The 13,933-nt window shown below is 69.6% G+C and carries 14 protein-coding genes and 1 pseudogene; 4 read left to right on the forward strand and 11 right to left on the reverse strand.

All coding sequences use genetic code 11. The features are described 5' to 3' along the window. On the reverse strand, positions 1 to 206 hold a 206-nt coding region (locus ABT342_RS34405; protein WP_351582465.1), incomplete at its 3' end, for a carboxyl transferase domain-containing protein. A 109-nt stretch (positions 207 to 315) separates the two neighbouring features. After that, on the reverse strand, positions 316 to 519 hold the full coding sequence (locus ABT342_RS34410; RefSeq protein ID WP_351582467.1) for an acyl-CoA carboxylase subunit epsilon: 204 nt from the start codon (positions 517 to 519) through the stop codon (positions 316 to 318). Positions 520 to 1,066: 547 nt separating this feature from the next. Between ABT342_RS34410 and ABT342_RS34415 the strand changes: the two genes are divergently transcribed. Next, the gene (locus tag ABT342_RS34415) at positions 1,067 to 2,059 is read left to right on the forward strand and encodes a ScbA/BarX family gamma-butyrolactone biosynthesis protein (RefSeq protein ID WP_351582469.1); all 993 of its coding nucleotides are present in this window, start codon (positions 1,067 to 1,069) and stop codon (positions 2,057 to 2,059) included. Positions 2,060 to 2,452: 393 nt separating this feature from the next. Here the strand turns inward: ABT342_RS34415 and ABT342_RS34420 are convergent, their stop codons facing one another. Both ABT342_RS34420 and ABT342_RS34425 read right to left on the reverse strand, forming a co-directional pair. After that, positions 2,453 to 3,100, reverse strand: coding sequence for a ScbR family autoregulator-binding transcription factor (locus ABT342_RS34420; RefSeq protein WP_351582471.1), 648 nt, complete (start codon positions 3,098 to 3,100; stop codon positions 2,453 to 2,455). A gap of 302 nt (positions 3,101 to 3,402) precedes the next feature. Then, positions 3,403 to 4,131, reverse strand: coding sequence for an HAD family hydrolase (locus tag ABT342_RS34425; RefSeq protein ID WP_351582473.1), 729 nt, complete (start codon positions 4,129 to 4,131; stop codon positions 3,403 to 3,405). A gap of 257 nt (positions 4,132 to 4,388) precedes the next feature. Between ABT342_RS34425 and ABT342_RS34430 the strand changes: the two genes are divergently transcribed. Further along, positions 4,389 to 5,153, forward strand: coding sequence for an SDR family oxidoreductase (locus ABT342_RS34430; RefSeq protein ID WP_351582475.1), 765 nt, complete (start codon positions 4,389 to 4,391; stop codon positions 5,151 to 5,153). 59 nt (positions 5,154 to 5,212) lie between these two features. Here ABT342_RS34430 and ABT342_RS34435 read toward each other — a convergent pair whose 3' ends face one another. The 3 genes from ABT342_RS34435 to ABT342_RS34445 are packed head-to-tail and all read right to left on the reverse strand — an operon-like array spanning position 5,213 to position 8,123. Next, positions 5,213 to 5,632, reverse strand: a complete 420-nt coding sequence (locus tag ABT342_RS34435; protein ID WP_351582477.1) for a DUF6009 family protein — start codon at positions 5,630 to 5,632, stop codon at positions 5,213 to 5,215. After that, positions 5,629 to 7,134, reverse strand: coding sequence for a DNA primase family protein (locus tag ABT342_RS34440; protein ID WP_351582479.1), 1,506 nt, complete (start codon positions 7,132 to 7,134; stop codon positions 5,629 to 5,631). Before ABT342_RS34440 ends, ABT342_RS34435 begins: the two co-directional genes overlap by 4 nt. Continuing rightward, positions 7,131 to 8,123, reverse strand: coding sequence for a bifunctional DNA primase/polymerase (locus ABT342_RS34445; protein ID WP_502965666.1), 993 nt, complete (start codon positions 8,121 to 8,123; stop codon positions 7,131 to 7,133). Before ABT342_RS34445 ends, ABT342_RS34440 begins: the two co-directional genes overlap by 4 nt. A 659-nt stretch (positions 8,124 to 8,782) precedes the next feature. Here ABT342_RS34445 and ABT342_RS34450 point away from each other — a divergent pair. Further along, positions 8,783 to 9,334: a hypothetical protein gene (locus tag ABT342_RS34450; RefSeq protein ID WP_351582482.1), complete on the forward strand. Its 552-nt coding sequence runs from the start codon at positions 8,783 to 8,785 to the stop codon at positions 9,332 to 9,334. Here ABT342_RS34450 and ABT342_RS34455 read toward each other — a convergent pair. The 4 genes and pseudogenes from ABT342_RS34455 to ABT342_RS34470 all read right to left on the reverse strand — a co-directional run bounded on the left by ABT342_RS34455 (position 9,303) and on the right by ABT342_RS34470 (position 13,207). Continuing rightward, complete coding sequence (locus tag ABT342_RS34455) at positions 9,303 to 10,424, reverse strand: ParB/RepB/Spo0J family partition protein (RefSeq protein WP_351582484.1); 1,122 nt, start codon at positions 10,422 to 10,424, stop codon at positions 9,303 to 9,305. The two genes, ABT342_RS34450 and ABT342_RS34455, sit on opposite strands and share 32 nt — an antisense overlap. Continuing rightward, positions 10,421 to 11,668: an AAA family ATPase gene (locus ABT342_RS34460; RefSeq protein ID WP_351582486.1), complete on the reverse strand. Its 1,248-nt coding sequence runs from the start codon at positions 11,666 to 11,668 to the stop codon at positions 10,421 to 10,423. Before ABT342_RS34460 ends, ABT342_RS34455 begins: the two co-directional genes overlap by 4 nt. A 438-nt stretch (positions 11,669 to 12,106) precedes the next feature. Next, positions 12,107 to 12,322, reverse strand: a pseudogene (locus tag ABT342_RS34465) (helix-turn-helix domain-containing protein); the annotation flags it as partial. A gap of 306 nt (positions 12,323 to 12,628) precedes the next feature. After that, positions 12,629 to 13,207, reverse strand: coding sequence for an RBBP9/YdeN family alpha/beta hydrolase (locus ABT342_RS34470; protein ID WP_351582490.1), 579 nt, complete (start codon positions 13,205 to 13,207; stop codon positions 12,629 to 12,631). A 73-nt stretch (positions 13,208 to 13,280) separates the two neighbouring features. Between ABT342_RS34470 and ABT342_RS34475 the strand changes: the two genes are divergently transcribed. Further along, the gene (locus ABT342_RS34475; protein ID WP_351582491.1) at positions 13,281 to 13,895 is read left to right on the forward strand and encodes a TetR/AcrR family transcriptional regulator; all 615 of its coding nucleotides are present in this window, start codon (positions 13,281 to 13,283) and stop codon (positions 13,893 to 13,895) included. Positions 13,896 to 13,933: the final 38 nt, after the last annotated feature.

The raw sequence follows: 13,933 nt of genomic DNA on the forward strand, positions 1-13,933 counted from the left end.
CGGTGCCGCCGCAGCTGCTCGACCTCCTGGAACGAGCCGGCATCGAGCAACAACTCGATCCGCTCGCGCGCCGTCAGCTTGCCCTTGGCGTGCTGGGCTTGCGTCGCCTTCTCGCCGGGGCCGCGCAGGGCCTCGTCGCGAAGGGCGTGCAGCGCCGCCGCTCTCGCGCGCGCCTCGGTCGGCTCCACACCGGCCGAAGAAGTCATCACGACCCCTTCCTCTCGTCGCTGCGGATGCCATACGCCCCGACCATCCGCACAGCCTAACAAACCGCTTGTCCGGTTTTTTGATTCTCGGACAGAAAAGACTGCCCGGTCAGCGCCAGCTGAGCGGGGCCCTGTAAGGCGGATTCTCCTGGCGCCGCCAGCCCCGCGCCGTGGGCGTCCGGGGGCTGGACTCCTGTTGCTCCGTACGCCGCGCGAGGATCGACAACAGCGCGCAGACCGCAGCCAGTTCCTCCTCGTCGGGGCCGCCGCGCTCCACGCGGATGACAGCATCGGTGCGCGCCTGACTGCTCACCCGGCCTCCCTCTCCTCAGGGTTTCCGCCCACGGTCCGCCGGACGGCTCGAGAAGCGCTGCACCGGCGGTCGAGGCCCCGGCGAACGCGAAGAACTCCGCGGGACGGGCGGCCCCCATCCCACCCCCAAGGGCCGCCCCGTGCCGCCGGCCCCCCGTACAAGAGCCGCCGGCCCCGCAACGCCCGCCGCAGGACGGCGCCGCAGGGGCGTCCCCCGCGCAGAGCGACGTCGCGCGCGGCCCATCCCGCCATCGGCACACGCCGGTTCGGGTCCCTCCGGGCGCGAGCCCTGGCCGCCGACGAGGCGGACACTGCGCCCTCATGACGCCCCGGCACATGACCGGACGGCGAACTCCGGGAAAACGGCGGGCCGTCACGCCCTAGGGCCGCTCCCGATCCGCTGGAGGCGGCACGCCTGGAACGGACAACTCCGCAGGTGACGCAGTCGAGTTCACTCACCCCTAGAAATTAAACCGGGTGGTATGTATCTTTGTGCCTCGAGCGGCTCACAGATGTCTTTCATGCCAATGTGGCGCAAGGGGATGGAAATGTCTGCCACCACCTTTCTCATCGACCACCCGATACCCGGCACACTGCCCGCCGGGGACCTCACCGCGGCGCCGGCCCATGTGACCGTCCCGCACTTTCCATCGCTGACCAGCACTGTTCCCAGGGAGTTGGTCCACCGTGCCGGCGTCGCCGAGGTGATGCTCACCGGCTGGGAGCGCGTGGACGACAGCCACTTCACCGTGGCCGCCCAGTTGCCCCGCCGGCACTGCTTCTTCGCCGCCATCGACGGCTGCCATGACCCGCTCCTGCTCGCTGAAACGATTCGCCAGGCCGGGATCCTGCTGGCACACGCGGAGTTCGGGGTCCCGCTCGGCCACCAGTTCCTCATGTGGGACCTGACGGTCGATATGAACCGGGAGCACATGCTCGTCGGATCCACTCCCGCCTCCCTCGACATCCTGATCACCTGCACGGACATCAAGCGCCGCGGGTCGAGCCTCTCGGGGCTTCACTACGAGGCCGTGATCCTCCGCGACAGCAGGGTGGCCGCGACCGGGTCCGCCACGTTCACCTGCACGTCGCCGGCCGTCTACCGGCGCCTGCGGGCCGCCCGGATCGGGGACGGCACTCCCACAGCACTTCCGCTGACCAGCCCGGCGGCCCCCCACGACGTCGGGCGCGTCTTCTCCACGGACGTCGTGCTGTCCCCCGTGCCGGAGCCGGACTGCTGGCAGCTGAGGGTGGACACCCGGCATCCGGTGCTCTTCGACCATCCCGTCGACCATGTGCCGGGCATGCTGTTGCTGGAGGCTGCCCGCCAGGCAGCGGCCGCGACGCTGGGGCGCGCCTGTCTGCCGGTCGGCATCACCAGCACGTTCGCCCGTTACGCGGAGCTCGACACGCCCTGCATCGTCACGGCGTGTTCCCTGCCCCCGCATGCGGACGGCGGGGAGCGCATGCTCGTGACCGGCCATCAGGACGGCGAGCTCGTCTTCACCTCCGCCGTGACCGTGGCACCGGTCGTGGCCTGACCGGCGGCCGGGCACCGGCTCCGGGCGATGCGTTCCCGGCGGTCCCCGGCCGCCCCGCGATGTCACGGCACCCCGCGGCACCGGCCTGCCGCAGACCTGTCCCCGGACCGCTCACGCGACGCGCGGCAGGCCAGGGCCGGGCAGGCGTCGGCGACGACGCCTGCCCGGCCCTTGACGGCACACCGGAGACGGGCCTGCCCGTCTCCCTCATCTGAAACTTGAGTCGCTTCGGTCGCTTTCCCGCACCCTGGACCGCTCCTGACCTGGTGCGTTGTTCAGCGACCGAAGCGTCTCGGCACACATGCCCGGCCGCTTTTCGTCCGCGCCCTGCACCGGATGCGGAGCCTGGCGACGGGGGTCCCGCCGACCGGCGGGACGCTTCGGCCGCCCGCGTCAGACCAGTGCGGGCGCGGGCCCGTCCACCTCACGCAGCAGGCGAGCCCCTCGATCCGGGGCCACGTCCAGGCGCATCAGGACAGCGGGAGAGGCGATGGACGGCAGCAGGTGCTTCATGAGAACCGAGACCCGGTGCTCGACGTCCTGCAGATCGGTCTCCAACTGAGCATAGAGCTGCACCCCGTTGAACGCGCTGACCACCATCTCGGCGACCTCACGCGGCACCACATGTGACAGGGTCTCCCCGCGCTGGTGGGCTTCGGACACGATCTCCGTCAGGAGGTCGACCCACAGAGGCCAGGCGCTTCCGTACTGGCTGCGTCCGACGGGGTCCGCGGAGAGCCGGGCGCCGGCCCGCAGGATCGGATCGTGCATCAGCCGGTGCGCGACCGACATGGCGACGTCGACCATTTCCTGGAGCTTGATCTCCTGCTCGGGCCCCCGCTGGTCCGCCTGGACCTCCAGAACGCCCCGGGCCAGCGCTTCCTTGGAGTCGAAGTGGAAGTAGAGCGCACCCTTGGTGACGCCGGCGGTCTTGAGGATGTCAGCGACCCTCGCCGCCGAGTACCCATGGTCCGCGAAGACCGTTGCGGCTGCCTCCAGCACGGCCCGGCGGGTCCTGACCGCTCGTTCTTGCTGGGCCACTGGATCCTCCCCTTCAGTCAACCGCACTCCGCTGCAGGGCACGGATCAGCTAATCAAAAAAACCGCGTAGAAGGTACCTTATCCATGAGTGAACGACCGCACCAGAGCTTCGGGCGCTTTCCTCACTCCCCGTTTCGCACCCCGGAACGCAGCCTGTTTCCGGCTACGGCAGAGCCGCGACAGGTCGGATGAGCCGGACAGGCGCCCTCCGGTTCACGGCTCACGGACCCGGTCCTGGATGGTCATGGAGCACTCAAAAGCATCCGGAATGGCTGTTTCCGGTCCTCGCTGTTGCCCGGCCCTTACGGCCTTACCGGCTCGGGCACACGCGGGAACACGCCCGCCGGGGCACCCGGCAGCCGGAGAGCGCCGGCGGCCGCCTCGGCGTCGACGGCCCTCAGCAGTCCCTCGTCGATCTCGTCGAGCGACCCCACGATGTGCCGGACCCCGGCCCGGTCCATCGCCTGCCGCTGGAAGCTGTGCTCGTAGCTGGTCGGATGCCCGATGAACGCCGCCCCCAGGGACTGCGCGACCTCGCCCACGCGCGCCACGTCGTCGATGAACAGCGCCCGGTCGCAGCCAAGACCGAAGACGTCCTCGGCGATCTCCCGGACCCCGGGGCGGAAACCGTCGGTACACACGTACTCGGGGCCGTCGAAGTACGCGGCGAGCGGAGCGAGATGACGGTCGAAGTGGGCTCGCGCGAGCCCTCCGTAGCACACCAGGGACGCCCCGGTGGCGCGCAGTCGCTCGAGCAGCGCGCGGGCGCCGTCCAGGATCCGCACCGGGTGTTCCCTGAGGTACTCCTCCCGCTCCAGGAAGTACGCCTCCACGACCTCCTCGGGCGTGCCCGGCACTCCCAGGGCCGCGGCGGCCCGGAGCTGGGGCTGCGACAGCACCGCCCGCTCCAGTTCGGCGGTGTAGACGCCTCCGCGGCGGACCACGAACCGGTGAATGACGGGACTGAAGGTGTCGTTCAGCAGCACTCCGTCGATGTTCACCGCGATCAGACGTACCTGCCGGAAGGCCATGGAACCGCCTCGTGTCGAGCCGCACAAACACCCGCGTGCGGCGCCTGGTGGTGTCGGGTGATGCGCTGCGTCGATCAGCTGTGTCGATCAGTTGTTCGCAGAAACATCACAGAAAGATTAAACCAGCCAGCCGGTTTCTTCAATGAGGCACCCTCGGATCACGACACTGTTCCTGATCCCGAACAGACAGCCGCGAGGGGAGACTTGCTCCCGAATCCGGTGACGTATCGGTGCCACAGAGAATGCGGGGAAAGACGATGACTGCGTTGAAGGACAGGACGGCTCTCGTCACGGGAGCCGGACGGGGCATCGGCCAGGCCATCGCCTGCCGTCTGGCGGCGGACGGTGCTCTCGTCGCCGTGCACTACGGGAGCGACGAGGCCTCGGCCCACCGGACCGTCGAGCTCATCACCGGTGCCGGCGGGCGCGCCTTCACCGTGCATGCCCCCCTCGGGGTGCCTGACGACGTCCGGACGCTCTACGAACGGTTCGACACCGCTCTCGAGGAGCTGGGCGAGCCGACGGCCCTGGACATCCTGGTCAACAACGCGGGCTTCAACATCCGGGGCGGCGTGGCGGAAGTGACACCGCAGGACTTCGACCGGCTGATGGCCGTGCACGCCAAAGCACCGCTGTTCCTGGTGCAACAGGGCCTGCGGCGGTTGCGGGAAGGAGGCCGCATCATCAACATCAGTTCGGCGGCCACCCGTGTGAGCATGCCCTCCTCCCTCGCGTACTCCATGGCCAAGAGCGCGCTCGACGCCCTCACGCGCACACTCGCCCGGGAGTTGGGGGACCGTCAGATCACGGTGAACTCCGTGGCACCGGGTTTCGTCAAGACGGACATGAACAAGCAGCGCTGGTCCACACCCGAGTCGGAGGCCGCCCACGCCGCGCTCTCCGTGTTCGGCCGCATGGGGCGGCCGGCGGACATCGCGGACCTCGTGGCCTTCCTCGCCTCGGACGAATCGCGTTGGATCACGGGCCAGTACATCGACGCGTCCGGCGGCACCGGCCTGTAGACCTGCCCGTGCCGTTCGCTCCTCTCGGGCGCTGTCCAGGGCCGCCCCATGCCCTCCCCTCACAGGGGAAGCGTGATGCCCAGCCCCCGCGGCTCCTGCGGCCCTCGCGGCTCCCGCGACTGCCGCCCGCCCTCGGAGCGCTCGGTCTTGCGGCCCTTGCTGCCCGCTGCGAGCGTGCGCGGGTCGACGGCCTCGGCGGGCGCCCCGGTGGCGTACAGCCCGTCGGGTTCGGTGTCGCGGTCGTGCGGGAGCAGCCAGAACACGCGTCGGCGGAAGGTGCCCGACGAGCGGGAGGGCTTGGCCTCCGGGCCGAGCAGTGCGTAGCCGACCATGCGTCCGTTGCGGTGGTAGGCGGGTTTGCCGCGCCGCGTCGGAAGCCGGTCCAGACTCTGGCGCACATAGTCGAGTGTGTCTGTCTCCTCCAGCCAGACGAGCTCGGCCTCGTGGATGATCTCGTCCTCTGCGATGAGGGCGCTCATGCTGTCTCCTCGTCGGCGACCAGTCCGATACCCGGGTAGTACTTCCGCTGGTTGGACAGGATCATCTCCCTGGGCGACGCCAGTCCCACCATCTCACGGACCCGGGCCGCGAAGGCCCGGGACGAAACGGCCGGGGCTCCCTCATTCTGGCACCACGACTTGTAGGCGGCGTAGAGCTGCGCTTGCTCCGCCCTCAGGGAAGGCTCCGTACGGCAGGACTCGCTCAGGAACCGTCCGGTGTGGTCCTCGGTCTCCGCGTAGGCGGTCGTGGCGATCCGGACCCGCTCGGGGCCGATGAGGTCCCTCTCCCCCGCCAGATAGCGGCTTGCGCCCACAATCAGCCAGTTGAGGATGCCCGGCCCCTCCTCGGTGACAAGGATGTCAGCCAGGTTGTCGACCTTGCGGTCATCGGGAACCACCCGTTCGAACGGGATGAGCCGCATACGCCGCCAGAACGCGAAGCCGCCGGTACCGACCTCGGGCCGGTGGTTGCCCAGCAGCCACAGCTTGTGCGTGGGCTGGAAGCTGAAGAAGTCCTGCCGCATCCGGCGTGCCTTGATACGGTCGCCGCCGGTGAGCAGTTTGACGCGGGCCTCGTCGAACCGGTCGCCGGGTTTGACCTCGCTGCACACGATGACCCGGCGGCCGTGCAGTTCGGCCAGGTCCGTGGGGTGTCCCTCGTACGTACGGGCCATCAGGAAGCCGGGCGGTGCGGCGTCGGCGTAGTCGCCGAGGAGTTTCATCAGCACGTCCAGCAGCACCGACTTGCCGTTCTTGCCGGAGCCGAACAGGAACGGCATGACCTGCGCGCCGACGTCACCGGTGATGGAGTAGCCGAGCAGCAGACGGAGGAAGTCGATCATCTCCGCGCCCTCGGGTCCGCCACCGAAGGTGTCCGTGAGGAACCGATCCCACCTGGGCGTGGGCACCGGCTCGGGCGCCGCGGTGGTGGAGCGGGAGTGGAAGTCCCTGTTCGGGTCCGGTGTACGCGTCAGGCCGGTGCGCAGGTCCACGACCCCGGCCGGAGTGCACAGTGCGTACGGATCGGCGTCCAGCAGCGCCGCGTTCAGCACCATGCCGGGGGCGGACTTGGCCTGGGCGAGCATCGCGTTCATCCCGCTGGTGCTCAGCGCACGGCGACGGTGGCGCTGGAGCGCCGCCACACTGTGGACACCACGCGGGTCGGTGGTGGCGATGGACTCCGCCAGGTCCCCGGCGGCCCACAGCACGGTGTCGTCCTCGTCCACCCTCCAGCGGGTGCTGTCCCACCGGTACCAGCCGAGGCCGGGAACGTGCCGGTAGTCGTCGGCGTAGAGCTTGACGAACAGTTTGGCGTTGCCGCGGTCGCTGAGGGTGTCGGGCAGCAGCCCGTCGGCGGTGGCCCCGACACCGGCCCGCAGAGCGTCCTGATCCTCCGCGGGGGACGCGGGGACGGGCTGGGCCAGGATCTGTGCGGCCACCGCCCTGGCATCGAAGAGGGCGTTGGTATGGCCGTTGGTCATCGGCTGCCTCCTGGGAACAGCGGACGGGTGCGGCCCGCGCTCAGCCCGCCGCGGATGACTGTGCCGTAGCGCCGCTCCTGTCCGGGCCGGGCCTGCGCAGCCGCCTCCTGCAGCGCCCGCTCCGCCTCCTGCTCGGTCAGCAGACCGGCGGCGACGAGTCCGCCGGCGGTGTAGGCCGCCCGGTTGAGCTTCTCGGTGAACGCCGCTCCCTCTGGCAGGGCCGCACAGGCGGCCACCTCGGCGAGCAGCCCGGTCAGGACCCGGCCGGCGGCACCGGCACCGGCGCCTGCGATCAGGACGGCCTGGCGGGCACGCGGGGGCACGGGCCGGGGCGCGGGCACGGGCGGCAGATGCCCGGTGCGCTCCAGCTCCCGCGCCAGCCAGGCGGGCAGCGGCGCGGGCTCACGTACCTCCCCCACCACCTCGTACGCCCCCGCCTCCGTCACGGTGCCGGGGGCGACGATGTACCCCCCGTGCGCCCGTACGTCGACCTGCCAGGCCAGTGCCCGCCCGCCGCCGGAGCCGGAGGAGCACTGCCATCGATGCCCGGGCAGGGCCCGGTACCACACATGCACTCCGCCCGAGGGGGTCCGCACCCGCAAGGTGGTCGCGTCGTCCGCGGGAGAGGTGGCGCCGCGCAGCGCGGCCAGCACCCCGATGGTGTGGAAGCCGTTGGCGAGCCCGGTCAGGTCGACGGTGTCGGCGATGTCGATACCGGGGAGCAGACGGTCACGCCCGGGCAGCTGCTGTGCGTGCGCGTCGATGTCGATGACGACGAGGCCGGCGGGTCCGCAGGCGATACCGACGCCGAAGCCGGGCCACTCGCCCCACCACTGCTCGATCCGGGCGAAATCCAGTGTGGCGGCGTGGAATCCGTGGCACCAGCGCCCGACCGCGGGACAGCGGCATCCCCGGTAGGTGTGCCCGGACTGACGGCAGGGCGCGCAGTTGCCCGCGGGCGTCTTGCGTCCCGGGGCCAGAGGATGCACCGGCCACCCGCGGCCGGCACACCACCGGGCGACGGCCAGCGGCTGCGGGACGCCAGGCCCGGCAGGGGTGGGCAGCACTAAGTCGCTGCGGGAAACCCCCAGCTCATCGACCATATGTTTCCCCCGTCAGCGACCGAAGCGACTCAACTACTAGCACAGACTAGCGAATCAGCAATGAAAGAGAAGTGACGCCTGTTGCGACACGTTCCCTCTCGTCGAGGCAGTGAGCGACCGTCCGGGGACCGCAGCGACCGGAGATCGTTCGGTAGCTGCTTCAACAGCTCAGCAAAATCGCAGTTCACAGCCTTGCACATGACTGCACAGCGACTGAAGCGACCCAAGCTCCCTGTATATGAAGGGACATACGCTCACACGCACGTACCCCCACGCACGCGCACGCGCAAATGCCTTGGTATATCCGCACCTTGGGTCGCTTCAGTCGCTGCCACGCCCTGAAAACCGGCTCTGAGCTGGCCCTTTGTCGAGCGACTCAGCAGCGCCCCGGCTCCCGCCGGGTCACTGCCCTTCGGTCGCTGCCACGAATGCCCCGCCCGGCCTTCGCCGCCGGTGCTCCCTCCAGACCCGCCGTCGCCGGAGAACCGCTCAAGCCCGGCCTGAGACGCCTGGTCCACCCCACCGCTGTCGGGTTCACTGCCCCAATGGAGTACACCTCGACGACCCGACGCGCCGTCACGCCACAGCGGTCCGACAGGCCTGGAACCAGCACTTCCCGCTCCGCCCGGCCGCCTCACCGGCACACCGGGCACCTGGACGGGAAGGCCGCCGTCCGGCCCGGCGGCACCCTCGCGGCCGAACGGCTCCTGCACTCCACCACCCCGGCCCGGGCCCCGGCCACGTACCCGGCCCTGCTCCGGCCCAGCGACCTCACCACCGCCGAACACGAAGCGGCCGCGGTCCGGGACGTCACCGGAACGCGGCCCACCTCGCTGAGCCTGTGGTCCACCGCCGTACGGGCGGAAGTCCTCATCGCCCAGGGCCGGTACGAGGAAGCCGCCGCCCACCTCGCCCGGCCCGCGCCCGACCCCGGCTGGGGCTGGTCCGGCGTGCCTCGCCGCCACCGGCGATCCCGGCGGTGCCCGCCACTTGGGTGGGCACCGCCGGTTCCGATGCGGCACGTTGCGGAGATCCGCATCGCATCTCCAGGACGGAGCGTCCTGGTCAGCCGGTCACCTGTGCCTGTGCCGACGTGAGGCGCGCGAGAAGGATCTTCTGCTGCTCACCGTCCATCTTCCGCAGTACGAGGTCGGCGACCTCGTTCCCGTCATGCCAAGGCATCTTCGTCACCTTGGTGAGCGGAGCGATGAACCCCGTCTCCCCCGGTGCCAGCTCTGGCGGTTCGACGTGGTGAGACGCCGGTTCGGTCCGAGGTGTCGGTTCGGTGCGAGGTGTCGGTTCGGTCCGCTGCGCGGGCAGGTCCTCTCCCGTCGGCTCCGCGTGCTGGGCAGCCGGTGGGTTATCACGGCGTGATAGGTCTTCCGGTTCTGGCTGCTCGGCTTCACGGTCCTGCACCGGCTCACGGTGAGAGGGCTCGGGGCTATCACGGCGTGATAGGTCAGGGCTTGCCGCCGACTTCTTCTGCCTGGCTTCGGCCCGAGCGTCGGCCTTCTCACGCTGCTGCTCGGAGGTCAGCTTGGACAGGTTGCGGACGTCCTCGATGGTGCGTCGCCCCGCGACGAGGTCGGCCTGCAGACCGAGGTCGAGCTCGAGGATCGAGAGCTTCGACGAGATCGTGGACTGACCGATGCCGAGCCGCTTGGCCGCCTTGTTCTGGGAACCGTAGAGCTCGACAAGCTTCTTCAGCGCGTGAGCCTGCTCCAGGGGGTTCATGTCGTCGCGGTGGACGTTGGCGACGAACGCGGCCTCAAGGAGCGACTCGTCGGTGGAGACGAGTGCGTTGTCGATGCTGACCCGGATCGTGGTGACGCCGGCGATCCGTGAGGCTTCGAGTCGCCGGTGGCCGTCGATGACGATGTAGCGGGCGCCCTCGTCGATGTCCCCCGCACGGTCGGGGCGTTCCGCGAGATAGGCGTCGAGGCCGGCGATCGTGATGGCGTTGACGAGCCCGATCTCGCGGATGCTGTCGGCGAGTCCTTCGAGGTGGCGGAGTTCCTCGCGGGGGTTGTCGGGGTTCTGGCTGATGAGGTGGAGCGGAAGTTCCGTGGGGTCGGGAACTCCCGCTGTGGGTGCGCCGGTCGCGGCACCGATCGCGGCCCGGCGGGCGCTGATGGGGCGGGCTTGGGCGAACGAGGAGCCTGCGCCGAGGTCCTTGGCCTTGCTCACTTGCTGATCTCCCTGGCGAGGGCCCGGAGGGCGACGGACTGCTCGCAGCGGGGTGCGTAGGCGAGGAGTGCCTTCTTGGCGCGTACGGCTTCCTTCTGTTCCTTGAGGTCTCCGATGACGCCGACGACGCGGGGATCCTTTATGTCCATCCAGGACTGGAGGGAGGAGGTGGCGATGTAGCCGCGGCGGGCGTCGTAGTGGTTGACGACGAGGCCGAGGTAGTCGATGTCGAGGGCGAGGTCGCCTCGCATGTCCTCGATCTGGGAGGTGAGGAGTCCGTAGGCGTCGGCGCTGCTGTCCTCGGCCTGGACGACGATGAGGACTCCGGAGTTTCCGGCTTCCTCGTTGTCCCTGCGGCGCCCGTAGTAGGAGGCGGCGTCCATGCTGAGGCCGAGGCTGGGCGGGCAGTCGATCAGGATGACGTCGTAGTCGGCCTCGACGGCGCGTAGGGCGCGCTCGAGGGCGGCTTCGCGTGCTCGTACGGAGGCCAGGCGGACGTCGAGGAGGAAGGCGTCGGTGCATGCGGGCAGGAGGTGAAGCCTGTCCCCGAAGCGGTCCTCCTGTACGGCGACGATGAGGTCGCTCAGTGCGCCCTTGGCCTCGCCGGCCATGTGGTTGGTGAGGGAGTCACCGTCCATGGCGAGTGGTTCGTGGCCGAGTTGCTTGGTGAGGTGGCCCTGGGGGTCGAAGTCGACCAGGAGCACTCGCTGGCCGAGGCCGGGGAGGTCTTCCAGTGCGAGCGGGTCGTCATTGCGGTCGTCGTCCTCGAGGAGCGCGGCGAAGTGCTTGGAGACGCGGACGGGGACGAGCCTGGCGGGGTCTTCGGCGAGGGCTTCGCCGAGGCCGGCGGTGATGGCGGTCTTGCCGACACCGCCCTTCTGGTTGCAGACGATGAAGCGCCGAACGGTCTCGGGTCGCTTCACGTCGGGCACCGGGTTGTTGTCGAGCCAGAGCGTGACGGCCTGGGCGATGCCCTGGATGAGGGAGACCCCGCGGTGCTTGCAGTCGCCGCGGAAGCCGTCCCACAGGTCCTGGGGGAGGAAGGTGGAGTAGGTCTCCGCGCCCGCCGTGTCGATGGCGGTCAGGTTCGACCCGAGGCCGCGCCAGGCGGTGATTCCCGCTTCGACGGCGTCCTGCATGCCAAGGCCGTGGAGTGCGGCCCGGACTTTGAGTTCTTGGCGGAGGTTGCTGGTGAGCTTGGTGACGACCTTCTCCCGGTCGCCGCCCGTGTCAGGTGACGTCATGGACGTCACCTTACTAACAACAGAGATCAAGTTCTGCCAACGACACGTTACTAAGGTTACGAACTTCCGAGGAGTTATCACGGCGTGATAACCCCTCAACCGGGAGGCCCGCTCGCGGACCTATCACGGCGTGATAGCTCGTCTGCGTCCCGTCCCCCCGAGGTCTCCAGCACCGCTCGACGGCAGACAGCAGCTTCCCCCTTCAACACCCTCAAGGCCGGTGAGGGCACGGCACCCGGACGAAGATCCTCAGGCAGGTCGATGCATTCGCTCGCCGAGACATCGCCGACACAAGCACTGCTCTCAGGGATCCGCTCCCTCATTCCCCCACTCCCCCACTCCCCCTGGGACTCAGACCGACGCGAGGCCGGACATCGGCCTGCCCAGGCTCTGGCGGCACCTGTCCAACCGCATGCTCGCCCGGCTCCACCACGGCCTTCAGGCTCGCTTCCGTTCGGCCTTGGCCTCCGCGGCCTGCACGGGGGTGAAGCGGGCGGGGCGGCCGGTGCGCTTGCGGTCGGCCAGGGCCGACAGCCCGGCGCCGGCGAACCGGTGACGCCAGGTGCGCACGGTGTCCACGTGCAGACCCGTCTCGCGGGCGATCCGGGCGTTGGCCCGTCCGCACGCCGACAGCAGCACGACCGTGGCACGCTGCCGGGCCTGGTGCGGGGGTCTTACGGCCGTAGGCCATCTTCTTCAGCCGGTGGCGCTAGGCGGCGCTCAGCTCCACGGGCACAGCGACGCACACGGACATGGCAGTAGGCCGCCGATCCTTGGAGATGGTCAATGACGAGGCCGGGAACCCGTCCCTGTGCCGTGCGCGCCGGCACCTCAACCAGCTGCCCCACGCGGCGGCAGCACGGGGCACTCCGGCAAGCGCAGTGACGTATCGTCCGGCACCGCGCTTGCCCTCTTCGATAAGGGCACTCCGTCCCCATGCTCGCGTTCGCCGAAAGGTGCTCAGCTGTGCAGGCTGTCGCGGACCAGGCGGATCGCTTCGGGCAGTTGCAGTCGGCTTGCGCCGGTGCTGGGGAAGTGGCCGCCTGTCGCGGTGACCGTTGCCGTGGCGTCCAACTCGGTCACGAACCGCATGATGTGTTCGCTGGTTGCCGCCCCGGTGACCGGATCATCTGCGGCGTGCAGGATCCGGAAGGTCTTGGCGGCACGCCGGATGCGCTGCCAGTCGAAGTCCGGCTCGAAGAAGCCCGCGAGGGCGTCATATCCGACCTCGCCCGCCATCGAAGCGACCAGGACCACGCCGGCGTACGGGCCTTCGGTCTCGGCATCGTGCTGTTCCAGCAGCCGCAGCACATTGACGCCGCCCAGACTGTGACCGACCAGCACGGTGTCGGCGGCCGGGAACGCGACCGTCTCCGCCGTCAGGGTCTTGAGCCAGGCGTCCGGCCGAGGCGCCTGGGGGGCCGGCAGTTGCGGGACGCGTACCTCATGACCGTCAGCGCGCAACTCGTCCCGCAGGTAGGGGTACCAGTGGTCCTCGCTGCTCATGCCGAAGCCGTGCGACACGATGATCGTGCTCATAGGATGCCCCCTCATTAATCAAAACGCTCCGTAGCGTTTCGAAAAACGTTAGCACAGCACTACAGTGAGCACTGTGGCTACGAAGGACTCCCCCGATCACGACTCTCGCCCCTCCCGCACCGGCGGCCGCGTCCGGAGTCAGGACGCCCGCCAGGCCGTACTGGACGCCACCGCCGAACTACTGGAGGAGGGCGGTTATGGCGCACTGACCATCGAAGGCGTGGCTCGGCACGCGAACGTCGCCAAGAGCACGGTCTACCGGTGGTGGAAGTCCAAGGGCGCCCTCGTCATGGACGCCTACACGCACACGGTCGCCGCACGCGTACCGGAACCGGATACCGGGACAGTCGCCGGCGACCTGACGTCGTTCATCACCGACCTCTACCGGATCGGCGCATACCCGCTACGGAGCAAGGCTCTGCGCGGCCTGATGGCCGAAGCGCAACTGGACCCGGCCTTCGCCGAACCATTCCGCCAGTGGGTGCACAGCCGCCGCACGGTGGTCACCACCATGCTCACCAACGCCATCGAACGCGGTGAACTCCCAGCCGACCTGGACCTCGAACACGCCACCGACCTGGTCTTCGGCCCCTTCTGGTACCGGCTCCTCGTCGGCCACGCCCCTCTCGACCCCACCCAGGCCAGCGACCATGCCATGCGGCTACTCAACGGCCTACGCGGCATCTGACCAGCACCCCGCGCAGGCCCCTCCCACCCCTGCGTCGA

Source organism: Streptomyces sp. NPDC000410, from assembly GCF_040300305.1.
Classification (GTDB): Bacteria; Actinomycetota; Actinomycetes; order Streptomycetales; family Streptomycetaceae; genus Streptomyces.

Bases quoted from the DNA above. Each gene is read 5' to 3' on its own strand.
- ABT342_RS34425 (WP_351582473.1), bottom strand. From the start codon at position 4,131: ATGGCCTTCCGGCAGGTACGTCTGATCGCGGTGAACATCGACGGAGTG.
- ABT342_RS34450 (WP_351582482.1), top strand. From the start codon at position 8,783: ATGGAGTACACCTCGACGACCCGACGCGCCGTCACGCCACAGCGGTCC.
- ABT342_RS34430 (WP_351582475.1), top strand. From the start codon at position 4,389: ATGACTGCGTTGAAGGACAGGACGGCTCTCGTCACGGGAGCCGGACGG.
- ABT342_RS34435 (WP_351582477.1), bottom strand. From the start codon at position 5,632: ATGAGCGCCCTCATCGCAGAGGACGAGATCATCCACGAGGCCGAGCTC.
- ABT342_RS34440 (WP_351582479.1), bottom strand. From the start codon at position 7,134: ATGACCAACGGCCATACCAACGCCCTCTTCGATGCCAGGGCGGTGGCC.
- ABT342_RS34470 (WP_351582490.1), bottom strand. From the start codon at position 13,207: ATGAGCACGATCATCGTGTCGCACGGCTTCGGCATGAGCAGCGAGGAC.
- ABT342_RS34460 (WP_351582486.1), bottom strand. From the start codon at position 11,668: ATGACGTCACCTGACACGGGCGGCGACCGGGAGAAGGTCGTCACCAAG.
- ABT342_RS34415 (WP_351582469.1), top strand. From the start codon at position 1,067: ATGTCTGCCACCACCTTTCTCATCGACCACCCGATACCCGGCACACTG.